Annotated in this window: 12 protein-coding genes and 2 tRNA genes; 4 read left to right on the plus strand and 10 right to left on the minus strand. The window is 51.5% G+C overall.

Annotated elements, in window-relative coordinates; translation table 11 throughout:
• Positions 1 to 144: 144 nt before the first annotated feature.
• Both murA and PJE062_RS13545 read right to left on the minus strand, forming a co-directional pair.
• On the minus strand, positions 145 to 1,434 hold the full coding sequence (gene murA, locus PJE062_RS13540; RefSeq protein WP_008549851.1) for a UDP-N-acetylglucosamine 1-carboxyvinyltransferase: 1,290 nt from the start codon (positions 1,432 to 1,434) through the stop codon (positions 145 to 147).
• 306 nt (positions 1,435 to 1,740) lie between these two features.
• Positions 1,741 to 1,956, minus strand: a complete 216-nt coding sequence (locus PJE062_RS13545) for a hypothetical protein (RefSeq protein ID WP_037036925.1) — start codon at positions 1,954 to 1,956, stop codon at positions 1,741 to 1,743.
• A gap of 190 nt (positions 1,957 to 2,146) precedes the next feature.
• On the opposite strand from PJE062_RS13545, the gene PJE062_RS13550 reads away from it, so the two are divergent.
• The 3 genes from PJE062_RS13550 to PJE062_RS13560 all read left to right on the plus strand — a co-directional run bounded on the left by PJE062_RS13550 (position 2,147) and on the right by PJE062_RS13560 (position 3,041).
• Positions 2,147 to 2,221 (plus strand) — tRNA-Thr (locus PJE062_RS13550).
• 31 nt (positions 2,222 to 2,252) lie between these two features.
• A tRNA-Thr gene (locus tag PJE062_RS13555) sits at positions 2,253 to 2,327 on the plus strand.
• A 531-nt stretch (positions 2,328 to 2,858) separates the two neighbouring features.
• Positions 2,859 to 3,041, plus strand: coding sequence for a hypothetical protein (locus PJE062_RS13560; RefSeq protein ID WP_008549677.1), 183 nt, complete (start codon positions 2,859 to 2,861; stop codon positions 3,039 to 3,041).
• Positions 3,042 to 3,224: 183 nt separating this feature from the next.
• Here the strand turns inward: PJE062_RS13560 and PJE062_RS13565 are convergent, their stop codons facing one another.
• Positions 3,225 to 3,698 carry a response regulator gene (locus tag PJE062_RS13565; protein ID WP_014284480.1) on the minus strand — a complete coding sequence of 158 codons (474 nt, stop codon included), beginning with the start codon at positions 3,696 to 3,698 and terminating at the stop codon, positions 3,225 to 3,227.
• Between the two features lie 334 nt (positions 3,699 to 4,032).
• Between PJE062_RS13565 and hemA the strand changes: the two genes are divergently transcribed.
• Positions 4,033 to 5,310 carry a 5-aminolevulinate synthase gene (gene hemA / locus PJE062_RS13570; RefSeq protein WP_008550049.1) on the plus strand — a complete coding sequence of 426 codons (1,278 nt, stop codon included), beginning with the start codon at positions 4,033 to 4,035 and terminating at the stop codon, positions 5,308 to 5,310.
• 146 nt (positions 5,311 to 5,456) lie between these two features.
• On the opposite strand, the gene ccoS is transcribed toward hemA, so the two are convergent.
• From ccoS to ccoO, 7 genes are all read right to left on the minus strand, one after another.
• Positions 5,457 to 5,645 carry a cbb3-type cytochrome oxidase assembly protein CcoS gene (gene ccoS, locus PJE062_RS13575; protein WP_008550004.1) on the minus strand — a complete coding sequence of 63 codons (189 nt, stop codon included), beginning with the start codon at positions 5,643 to 5,645 and terminating at the stop codon, positions 5,457 to 5,459.
• A gap of 8 nt (positions 5,646 to 5,653) precedes the next feature.
• Positions 5,654 to 7,873 carry a cation-translocating P-type ATPase gene (locus tag PJE062_RS13580; protein WP_008549662.1) on the minus strand — a complete coding sequence of 740 codons (2,220 nt, stop codon included), beginning with the start codon at positions 7,871 to 7,873 and terminating at the stop codon, positions 5,654 to 5,656.
• A gap of 12 nt (positions 7,874 to 7,885) precedes the next feature.
• Complete coding sequence (locus PJE062_RS13585) at positions 7,886 to 8,413, minus strand: FixH family protein (RefSeq protein ID WP_008549714.1); 528 nt, start codon at positions 8,411 to 8,413, stop codon at positions 7,886 to 7,888.
• A 123-nt stretch (positions 8,414 to 8,536) separates the two neighbouring features.
• Positions 8,537 to 9,937, minus strand: coding sequence for a cytochrome c oxidase accessory protein CcoG (gene ccoG, locus PJE062_RS13590; protein WP_008549705.1), 1,401 nt, complete (start codon positions 9,935 to 9,937; stop codon positions 8,537 to 8,539).
• 168 nt (positions 9,938 to 10,105) lie between these two features.
• A complete protein-coding gene (ccoP, locus tag PJE062_RS13595) occupies positions 10,106 to 10,981 on the minus strand; it encodes a cytochrome-c oxidase, cbb3-type subunit III (protein ID WP_008550041.1) in 876 nt (291 codons plus the stop codon).
• A complete protein-coding gene (locus PJE062_RS13600) occupies positions 10,981 to 11,139 on the minus strand; it encodes a cbb3-type cytochrome c oxidase subunit 3 (protein WP_037037069.1) in 159 nt (52 codons plus the stop codon). The genes ccoP and PJE062_RS13600 overlap by 1 nt, the downstream gene beginning before the upstream one ends.
• Before the next feature lie 10 nt (positions 11,140 to 11,149).
• The gene (gene ccoO / locus PJE062_RS13605; protein ID WP_008549544.1) at positions 11,150 to 11,884 is read right to left on the minus strand and encodes a cytochrome-c oxidase, cbb3-type subunit II; all 735 of its coding nucleotides are present in this window, start codon (positions 11,882 to 11,884) and stop codon (positions 11,150 to 11,152) included.
• Positions 11,885 to 11,898 lie beyond the last annotated feature (14 nt).

Consider the following 11,898-nt stretch of genomic DNA (forward strand, 5'->3'; position numbering starts at 1 on the left):
TATTACAACAATTTACAGAAAAACATCTATGAATGAACGCAGCAGATTTCAAGCTTGAAGGTACGGCCTGTCTTCTTTGAGAAATTCTCCATGAAAAAACCCGGCCTGAAACAGACCGGGCTTACATCTTTTGCGCTCTGAGTTTTAAGCAGAGATGCGCTCAATGACTGCGCCGCAGCGGGAGAGCTTGTCTTCCAGACGTTCAAAGCCACGATCAAGGTGATAGACACGGCTAACTGTGGTCTCACCTTCAGCAGCTAGGCCTGCGATCACGAGAGAAACGGATGCGCGCAGATCGGTTGCCATAACCTGAGCACCGCGCAGAGTTTCTACGCCCTCGATGGAAGCGACCTGCCCGTCCAGAGTGATCTTGGCACCAAGACGTGCCAGCTCCTGAACGTGCATGAAGCGGTTTTCGAAGATATTCTCGGTGATCTTGCTCACGCCTTTGGAGCGTGTCATGAGCGCCATGAACTGTGCCTGCAGGTCCGTTGGGAAGCCTGGGAACGGTTCTGTGGAGATATCAACCGGGCTGATGCCTGCACCGTTGCGGCGTACTTTGAGACCCATGTTGGTTTCAGTGATCTCAGTACCGGTCTGACGCAGAACGTCCAATGCGCTTTCCAGCAGATCGCCGCGCGCACCTTCCAGCGTGACTTCACCGCCGGTCATCGCAACAGCCATTGCGTAGGTGCCTGTTTCAATGCGGTCAGGAATAACCGGGTGACGATGTGCACCGAGGCTATCCACGCCCTGAATATGAATGGTGTCTGTTCCAGCGCCTTCGATCTTAGCGCCCATACCAATCAGGCAGTTTGCTAGATCTGTAACTTCTGGCTCCTGAGCCGCGTTTTCGATCACGCTCTCGCCTTTTGCCAGTGTCGCAGCCATCATAACTGTGTGGGTTGCGCCAACGGACACTTTAGGGAAGACAACACGACCACCCTTCAGGCCGCCTTTTGCTTCGGCCTGAACATAACCGCGGTCCATCTCAATATCAGCGCCGAGTGCTTTCAGGCCATCGATAAAGAAGTCTACCGGACGGGTACCGATTGCGCAGCCACCTGGTAGCGAAACGCGCGCGCTGTGCATGCGGGCGAGCAATGGACCGATGACCCAGAAGCTTGCACGCATTTTGGAGACCAGCTCGTAAGGAGCGGTGGTGTCGACAATGTTGCTTGCATTCAGGTGAATGGTCTGGCCGGTCATTGTGTCCTGACCAGCGCGCTTGCCATCTACAGAATAATCAACGCCATGATTGGAAAGAATCTGTGTGAGAAGCGCGACATCGCGCAGGCGGGGCACATTCTCGAGTGTCAGTGTATCTTCGCAGAGCAATGACGCGATCATCAAAGGCAGCGCAGCATTCTTCGCGCCTGAGATCGGAATAACACCATTTAGCTGATTACCACCAACAATACGAATTTTGTCCATATTTCATAACCCCAATAAAGCCCGCAGAGGGAAACGCAAATTTGAAGAGGAATTGATTGTGCCCACTAACATCAGCGCTATGGCATAAACAAGGCGTCACTTTCGCCCTGCTGCTTCCCCAACGGTTTTCCCCAATAGATCCTACTGATATTTCGCAATTAGCAGGATATACGAATTCCGCGGCGTCTTACCTCGTCAAAACCCTTCAGTTTCTGACGAGTTTTACATGTATTTCTAATTTAGCGAAAAATGCTAGATTTTTGCTTAACGCCCTTTTTCACGCCCCAACGCGCATGGCGAGCAAGCTCAATCTTCGTCAGCGCTTCGCTTTGCAGCTTGTTTTCTGCGGCGCAGATTTGCGCGCAAGGCTTCAGCCAACCGATCAGCCTTCGGATCGTTTTTTGGCTTGGATGCAGACTTTACCGCCTTATCCTCGCCTTCTGTTTTCTTTGAATCTGTCATGCGCAACAGGTACACGAGGTCGGGAATGAAGCCAAGTGCCCTAATATACGACAAGTGCATGGCAATGCTCTCATTTCGCTGTGTTATTCAGTTTCCACAGAACTGCCAATAAAACCTCTTGCAGGTTTAAAAAGGTTATGACATAAGCCTCCTCGTTCCGAGGGCAGCGCCCACGGAGCACTTACCTCGTTGCAAAAAACGCTGGTTTGGAAGATACAAGAAGCGCTTAACTGCTTCATATTTATGCGATGCTGCCGTAGCTCAGGGGTAGAGCACTCCCTTGGTAAGGGAGAGGTCGAGAGTTCAAATCTCTCCGGCAGCACCATTCTTCTAAAGGCGATGTACACATTCGGCGCGCTGCCGTAGCTCAGGGGTAGAGCACTCCCTTGGTAAGGGAGAGGTCGAGAGTTCAAATCTCTCCGGCAGCACCATTTCTCTTCTACATTGTTAGATTTTACGCGCTAAAGTCGCTGCGTCTTGATTTTGCATTTCTCCAAAACGAGAAATCAGATTTTAAAAAATCACAGATTTTTAGAACAGCTTGCAACTCTGCCGTGAGCAGATGCTGCTATCCGCATAAGTCTTCCAGATACGCACTAGCACTTATCAACGCTAATCCATCGATAATCCAAAGGCCCTGCGAAATATTTGAACTTTGCAGGAGACTTAAATATCACCGTATAGAAATAAAATTCCACTGTACGCAGTTGCACCCTGACTGCCTCAACGGCACTGTGTCTCAGATACAACGTGCCACAATTCTACCAAATTTCATCTTGGGGTTGGTTTACATATAGCGGCGGTCCTGCGACGTTTCTGTGGTCTTGGGGGCGTATTGGGGTAGTTTTCCAACATCTGTTTTGCGGAACCGGGGAAGAGGATATGCCTCCCAAGCGCACTTGCGCGAGCTCTTGTGCAAGTGTCCACTGATTTTCATTTTGTTGGAGTTACAGGAGGTGAAAATGGATCAGGCAGTCATCGAAGCGGATGTTCCCGCAGCTGCAACCGGCAAGTTTACTGAGGCAGAGCTGCAGATGCTCCGCTACCAGCTCGAAGAAGCAGAGTTCGCGCAACTTATTCGACTGGTTTCCAGCCTACCCTCAGAAAAATGGGAAAAGGCAGTCGAGGTCCTCTCCTCGCTTTAATGCTCTTTGCGTTCATTTCTTTATACGCGCTGCACATCCGGCCTTAGCGCACATCTACCCCTCTCCGAATATCGGAGTTTGCTGTCAGGGGTATATGGATCGCATAACAGGCTACCCACCTTGGAGGCAGGCTGACGCCTCCGAGGAGGCACTCCAATCTCATAGATTACTTGGAAAAGCTGATCAGACCATTGCAGAGTTTGCGTCTGTCAGAACTTTGTTTCCATCCCAGTTTTTCTTATGCCCGCGGATCTCACGCGGAGCTGGACCGAAGTAACCAGCTGTTTTCACAAAGTCTCTTGGCTGCAGGATGATTGAAGCGATGCGCTGGTAGAGTGCTTTTGCCGAGATCGGCTTGCAGAGCAACTCATGTATACCCAGTTTTCTGGCTTCAATAATACGGCTGCGCTCTGTGTGCGCGGTGACCATAATGATTGGGATATAGGCGTATGGATTGTTCTGAGTACGGATCATACGAACCATATCCGCGCCATCGAGGATTGGCATAACCCAGTCGAGAATCAGGATATCCGGGTTCGCGCGATCCATCGCCTCAAGGCCTGACGCACCGTCTTCCGCCTCTACGATCTTACGGGCACCAAACCCCTGGAGCATTGTCCGCAGAATCGTGCGCATGTACGCACTATCTTCAACCACCAGAAATGATAAGGATGAGAGGTCTATACTCACGCAGTCATGCCCCGGTCACTTGACGCAACCCAATTTAATTAGAACAGAAATTCAGTTATTAGTTACAAGGTGTGGCAGAGAACATAACAAATTGCAAGACTGCCCAATTATAGTTCTATGTCAAAGACTGTCTCTGCGATATAGATAGGCTGATATGCGTTAGGTGAAAATATCCTTTGATAAATCCGCAATTCCATGGACCGCGTCAATGTGTCCTTCGACAGGGATAAGGATTATCGCTAAGTTTAGGCTAACTCTAAAGTATCGCCGAATAATACCGCCGCAATATAAGGGGCAAAAAATGGACTACCAAAATATCTTCAATGAGGCGATTGCTTCTTTGAAGGATGAAAAACGGTACCGCGTATTTGCTAATCTCGAGCGCATTGCAGGGCGTCACCCACACGCACTCTGGCGTAAAGAAAATCAAAACCTCCGTGAAATCGTCATTTGGTGTTCGAACGACTACCTGGGTATGGGTCAACACCCTAAAGTGATTGAAGCCATGACAGAAACCGTTCAGCGCATGGGAGCAGGCGCAGGCGGTACGCGTAACATCTCGGGCACGAACTACCCTCTGGTACAGCTTGAGGAAGAACTCGCTGACCTGCACGGCAAAGAAGGCGCTCTGGTGTTCTCAAGTGGTTTCGTTTCCAACGAAGCATCCATCTCCACCATTGCAAAACTGCTGCCTGATTGTCTGATCCTGTCCGACCAGCTGAACCACGCTTCCATGATTGCGGGTGTTCGCGGCGCAGGTACGTCCAAGAAGGTATGGCGCCACAACGATCTTGAGCACCTTGAAGACCTGCTCAAGGCTGCTGGCAACGACCGCGCAAAATTGATCGTGTTCGAATCCGTGTACTCCATGGATGGCGATATCGCACCGATCGAGCGCATCTGTGACCTTGCCGACAAGTACAATGCGATGACTTACATCGACGAAGTGCATGCTGTTGGCATGTACGGCCCACGCGGTGCAGGTATTGCTGAGCGTGATGGTGTGATGGATCGCATCGACATCATCGAAGGTACACTAGCGAAAGCATTTGGTGTGATGGGTGGTTACATCACCGCTTCTCAGACCATCATTGATGCGGTTCGCTCTTATGCTCCGGGCTTTATCTTTACCACTGCTATTCCTCCAGGACTTGCTGCAGCTGCAACAGCTTCCATCAAGCACCTGAAAGAATCTGGTGTTGAGCGTGAAGGCCAGCAGCGTCAAGCACAGCGTACCAAGGACGTACTGAAAGCAGCAGGCCTGCCTGTGATGCCTTCTGACACACACATCATTCCAGTCCTCGTGGCTGATCCAGATCTGTGTAAGCAGGCAACCGACCTTCTGCTCGATAAGCATGGCATCTACATCCAGCCAATCAACTATCCAACCGTACCACGCGGCACAGAACGCCTGCGCATCACTCCGGGCCCAGTCCATAATGATGCCCTGATTGATCATCTGCGCGATGCACTGGTTGATGTATGGCAAACCCTTGAGTTGCCATTCACTGACGCTCCAGCAGAAGAAGAGCTGGACGCTGCACAAGGTCAGGCTGTTTATCAGTTTGCTGGCGGCTAAGCGCCAACGCATAGAAACATCAAAAGGCCGGCGCTTTCGTCGGCCTTTTTTGTTGCCCTCACCCACCAATAAAAAAGAGACCTGAAGCGGATCGCTCACAAGCCTCTCATTGATCTGTTCTTTTTGCTAAATACAGTTGATGACTGTTAGGAGGCCTTGCGCTTGGCGGCTTCCACAGGTGTGCTGTTTTCCTGCAAATCACCGTCATCCAGAATACGCCACTTCGGCCCTTCCATGTCATCGTATTGCCCTGCTCGTAGAGACCATAGGAACGCTACCAAACCTGCGCCACCAAGAACCAACGCAACCGGGATAAGGTAGATTAAGACTTCCATAGTGCTGCTTAGGCCTCCTGGCTCGGCTGGGATGATGTGCCTGCAATCATTCTCAGGCGTACTGCATTTAGCGTCACGATAATCGAAGAACCCGACATAGCCAAGGCTGCAACGAGAGGTGTGACAAAACCTAGCACCGCAAACGGCACTGCAATCAGGTTATAGATGACAGAGATGGCAAGATTCTGGTTCATTACCCAGCGCGCTTTCTGGGAGATTTGCAGAGCACTCATGACGGGTGCAAGGCTATCCCCCAGGAACACAGCATCAGCTGCGGCCTGACTGACATGGACAGCAGATACCGGTGAGATGGAGACGTTTGCAGCTGCCAGGGATGGCGCATCGTTAAGGCCGTCGCCGACCATCAGCACCTTCTTGCCTTGCGCTTTCAGCTCTTCAATGCGGTCAATTTTGTCCTGAGGCTTCAGACCTGCTTTCCAGCTCTCAACATCGAGTAGATCAGCAGCATGTTTTACTGCACCTGCATGGTCACCGCTGAGGATCTCAATCGCAAAGCCAGCGTCTTTCAGCTTCTGAATGGTCTCAACTGCCCCTTCCCGCATAAACTGGCCGACAGGGAGAAGATGAGCTGTTTCATCTCCCATCTGAAACGCAACGAAGGATGCATCCGGATGTTGCTCTTTCGCCTGAGCGAGTTGCTCTTCTGAAACACCGCAGAATGCGGGAGAGCCGAGCTTCATTTGCAGGCCGTCGATCTGTGCTTCAACACCTTTACCCGCAAGCTCCTTCGCATCTGGCAAGCTTTGCTGCGCGCCGGTGGCCCTTGCAATAGCTTGAGACAGCGGATGTGAAGAAGACAGAGCCAGACGTCCAGCTAGCTCCAACTGCTCCGCTGAGAGCCCATGCTTTTGTGAGAGCGATGCTTCTGGAAGGGTTAGGGTACCGGTCTTGTCGAATACGATGGTGTCGACACTTGCGAGGCGCTCGATGGCGTCGCCAGCATTCAGCAAGACGCGTTCATTGAAGAACAGCCCACTGGCAACAACTTGTACTGCGGGGATCGCAAGGCCGAGTGCACATGGGCATGTGATAATCAGAACCGAGATGGCGATGACCAGCGCTGGCTGCCATGCCATGCCGAGCATGATCCAGCCGATCAGCGTCAACAATGCGGCTGCATGAACCACAGGCGCATAGAGCTGAGAGGCACGATCTGCAATGTGAACGTACTTGGAACGGCCTTCCATTGCTGTTTCAAGAAGTTTGTTCACTTCATCCAGCAATGTGCCTTTCGCGGCTGCGGTGACTTCAATCTCCAGAACACCATATGTGTTCATGGTACCTGCGTAGACGAGATCCCCTTCCCCAACAGCTTGCAGCAAGGTTTCACCTGTTACGAGGCTCTGGTCCACTTCAGAAGTGCCTGTCGCAATCCGGCCATCTACGGAGATGCGCTCACCAGCGCGGACAAGAACACGATCACCAACAGTCAGTTTGGAGAGCGGTACATCGAGCGTGCTGCCGTCTTCCTGGATCTTCGCAGCACTCTCTGCTTTCAAAGTCGCGAGGTTTTCTGCAAAAGAACGCGTTTTTCTGCGCATCAAATGATCGCAGTAACGGCCCACCAGCAGGAAGAACAGGAGCATCACAGCACTATCGAAGTATGCGTGCTCGGCTTCTGAAATGGTTTGCCAAACTGAAAGACCCGTTGCGAGCAACACTCCGATCGTGATCGGCACGTCCATGTTCAGGCGGCTGGTCTTGATTGCCATATAAGCACTGCGGAAGAAAATACGTCCGGAGTAAACCACCGTTGGCAGCGCGATCAGTGCTGAGATCCAATGGAAGAAAGCGCGGGTCTCATGATCGATATCAGAGGCATTGCCGGACCAGACGGAGATCGATAGCAACATGATGTTCATTGCAGCAAAGCCGGAGACCGCGAGGGCTCGCAGGATCTCTTTACCAACAGCATCACCGCGGGATTTTACCTGTGCCGGATCAAAGGGATATGCCTTGTACCCGAGCTTCTGCAGCATATCGACGATGGGAGACGGGTTGGTCTTGTCCTCATCCCAATCTACGGAAAGTCGATGTGATGACAGGTTTACGCGTGCTTTTTCAACGCCATCCAGCTTCTGAAGGCCGCGTTCAATTTCGTACATACATGCAGCACACGTAATACCGTCGACAGCAAGGTCCATATGAGCCTTGCCATCGTCCGTATTTGTGACGAATGCAGCCCAATCCCTCTCAGGCGCAGACATAGCAATACCGCCTTACTCAGCGAAGAAAGTCTTGTTTTTGGAACGGAAAATCGGCAGTGCTTTATCATTTCGGTCTGCGATTTCTACGATGACGTTCCAATGGCCAGCGCCTACACCAGATGCGTTGGCGACATATTCACCCGCTGAACGCTCGGACAAAACGAGATCCTGATCAGCAGCGGTGATTGTTGGGCGATGCAGTTTTACGGTGACGGCTTCGCCAGTGATTGGTGCGCCAGCCTTGTCTTTTGCAATTACCCGGATGTGTGCGGAGCCATCACCATTGCGCTCAATGACGGCATCTACGCTCCAGTTGAGTGCGGCCTGAGCTTTCGCCTTGGCAATTTCTTTGTTGTAGCGTTGGCTTACTTTGTAGGAGCTATCTACTTCCAGCCCAGGAAATGTATCGATCGCGATATAGATCATCACGGCATTCATAGCAGCAATTGCACCAAAGAATGCGATGAGGCTGAACAGAACCGTGCGGCCAGTAATCTGCCGAGGTTTGCGCGGAGACTTGTGGTCTACAGCCATTGTCATATCCTAGCTCCTTCTTGGCGGCTCTAATGATGGGGAGAGTCTCGCCATTATGACCATTTAAGTGATAAGGGGCGTACCCCTCATCACGCAAGTTTAAATAGGTAGCTTTACCTCAAAGGACTTCTATTTGCCCGGTGCCCGGAAGAAGTCGCTCACAACAGTGGTTTCACCGGTTTCGCTATCGATCAGCTTGAAGCTCATCGGCTTGGAACCTGGAAGTTCAACACCTGCAGGTGAGAACACAAGAGCACGAACAGAACGCGTGGTGTCCGCATCTACCGTCAGGGTTATCTGCGTGTCCTTGGTGAGGTCTGCAGCACTCTTATGAATGCCAACCACTTCAAGTGTTGTGCCTGCTGGCATGCCTTCAACGCTTAGAGTGAACGCCTGTTCCTTGTTGTGCTTGTTCAGAAGACGGAGTGCATAGCCGTTTCTGAAGCCGCCATCACTCTGCTGAACGTAGAGCGGGTTACGGTCGTGCACGACGGACAGGTCTGTCATAGAGCGGTTGAGCTGCATGTACAGCATCACACCGGCGATCGCAGCAATGATTGCGGTGTAGATCACGGTACGTGGACGGATCAGGCGATAGACTGCTTCTTCACCTTTCTCACGGCGCTCAATGTTGATGTCGGTGTCATACGCAATCAGGCCAGTTGGCTTGCCAACCTTGGTCATGATCGAGTCACAGGCATCGATACACAGGCCACACTGAATACAGTCGAGCTGCGCGCCCTTACGAATGTCAACACCGGTTGGGCAAGCGTAGAAGCACTGGTTACAGTCGATACAGTCACCAGCTGGCAAACCTTCTGCCAGACGTTTCTTGCTTTCTTTGAGGTGTCCACGTGGCTCACCACGGTCGTAACGATAAGTTACGTTCAACGCATGCTCATCAGTCAGAGCGGCCTGAATACGTGGCCAAGGGCACATGTAGACACAGACCTGCTCACGCATGTGACCTGCCAGCGAATAGGTGGTGAAGGTCAGAATGCCGATCCAGACATACGCAGACATCGCTGCCTGTCCGGTTGCCAGATCATAAACAAGGGTTGGTGCGTCAGCGAAATAAAGAACCCACGCCCCGCCGGTCCACCAGGCAATCATCAGCCAGATAAAATGCTTCGTTCCCTTTTTGAGAATCTTTTCAGCATTCCAAGGCTGCTTGTCCAGTGCGATCCGTTTGCGGCGATCGCCTTCAATCATGCTTTCTACGCGGAAGAAAAGGTCGGTCCAGACCGTCTGTGGGCAGAGGTAGCCACACCAGAGGCGACCAGCGATTGCGTTCATCAGAAACAAGGCAACAGATGCAATGATAAGCAATCCGGCAAGGTAATAGACTTCCTGAGGCCAGATTTCGAGAAAGAAGAAGTAACCTCTTTTACGTTCGAAATCGACCAGAACAGCCTGATCCGGGAGCAAAGGTCCCCGGTCCCAACGAATGAAGGGGGTAAAGTAATAAATTCCAAGGGTAATAAAGAGAATTGCCCATTTGATTTTACGAAAACGGCCTTTTACCTCCATGGGGTAAACTTTGGCAGCTGACGCAAACCAGGACTCATCCTCTTCGTTATCGATGGGTTCAACTTGGCTAGACATAACGTCTTCCTCAGTTGGCGATGTATTTGTGCAAGTGAAGCGAGGGCACTTGCGCGTCCTCGCTTGTTTTTTATTTTAGCGAATAAAGAGAGTTTACTGACCGCCGCCGAGAGAGTGAACGTACACAGCCAGAGACTTGACTGTTGTTTCACCCAGACGATCGATCCATGCAGGCATCACACCGTGGCGCGGTGCATTTACCTGCGCAATGATGTCATCTACAGATTTGCCATAGAGATAAGTAGGTGCCGTCAGGTTTGGAGATCCTGTTTCTATATCACCCTTAAGATTGTCCATATGACAAGCTGCACAGTTCTCTTCATAGATAACTTTACCAGCTTCCAGATCTACGCCGTCTTGCGTTGGAAGACCTGCAACTGAACCAACATAGTTGGCAACCTGAACGATCTCTTCTTTTTCGAGCAGTTCATCACGACCGAATGCGGGCATTTCTGCAAAGCGGGATTCGTCATGTTCTGAACGAACACCGTAAGAGATGGTGGTTGCCAGAGTGTCCAGATCGCCACCCCAGATCCAGCTGTCGTCCTGAAGGTTTGGATAGCCTTCAAAGCCAGTTGCGCCGGTGCCATGACAAGGTGCGCAGTTGTCACCGAATGCCACTTTACCCTGAGCACTCGCATACTCGAGCAGTTCTGGTGTGTTGAGGATCTCATCCAGAGACGCTTCAAGAAGCATCTTACCGGTTTCGGCGCGTTCTGCAGCAGCTACATTGAACTCTTCAGTCGCAACAGCACGCTGGCTGTAATCCAGAAGACCCTTTGTGTAACCGTTAACCAGCGGCCAGCTTGGCATCAGGACCCAATAGATCACTGACCACACGATGCTGCCGTAGAACATGTAGAGCCACCACTTCGGAAGCGGGTTGTTCAGCTCTTTCAGGCCATCCCATTCGTGACCTGTGGTTTCGACACCCGATACCTGGTCAATTTCCTTTTTATGTTCAGCCATTAGTCGTCCTCCCGAAGCGGGATCTGTGAAGCATCGTTAAAGCGCTCCCCATTGCTTGGCCAGCAAGCGTAAAGAATTACGCCTGCAAAAATGGCCATGAAATAGAGGAGACCACCAGTTTGCGCGAAGTGTGCGAGGGCGGTGTAAGTCGCGTCCATCATCGCCTCCTTAGCGCAAGTTTGCTTTTTCGTCGTAGAGGCTAAAGTCTACGAGTGTGCCAAGCATCTGAAGGTAAGCCACCAGTGCGTCCATCTCAGTCACTTCTTTAGCATTGCCATCGAAGTCACGGATGAGAGCACCTGGGTAACGCTCTTCGAAGCCTTCTGCCGCATCGCTGTCAGGCTGAGCCTGAGCCATGAGGTCTACTTTAGCGCTTGCGATCTGCTCTTCAGTGTAAGGAACACCGTAGAGTGCATTCACTTTGAGGTGGTTTTCGATCTCGATTGTAGAAAGCTTAGCGTCCATCAGGAATGGGTAGCCAGGCATTACAGAAGTCGGAGATACGGAACGTGGATCAACCAGGTGATCACGCTGCCACTCATCAGAGTACTTGCCACCTACGCGAGCGAGGTCGGGACCAGTACGCTTAGACCCCCACTGGAATGGGCGATCGTACATGGATTCCGCTGCCAGGGAGTAGTTGCCGTAACGCTGCAGCTCATCACGCATTGGACGGATCTGCTGTGAGTGACAAGCGTAGCAGCCTTCACGCACGTAGATGTTACGTCCAACAAGCTCAAGCGGGGTGTAAGGGCGCATACCCTCAGTTTTTTCGATCGTGCTCTTCAGGTAGTAAAGAGGAACGATTTCAACGAGACCGCCGATTGAGATCATGATGACGATGCCAATAATCAGGATCAGCGAGTTTTTCTCGAAGATTTGGTGTTTTTTCCAAGCAGACATTCGTGATCTCCCGA

The sequence above is a fragment of the Pseudovibrio sp. JE062 genome, assembly GCF_000156235.1.
GTDB lineage: Bacteria > Pseudomonadota > Alphaproteobacteria > Rhizobiales > Stappiaceae > Pseudovibrio.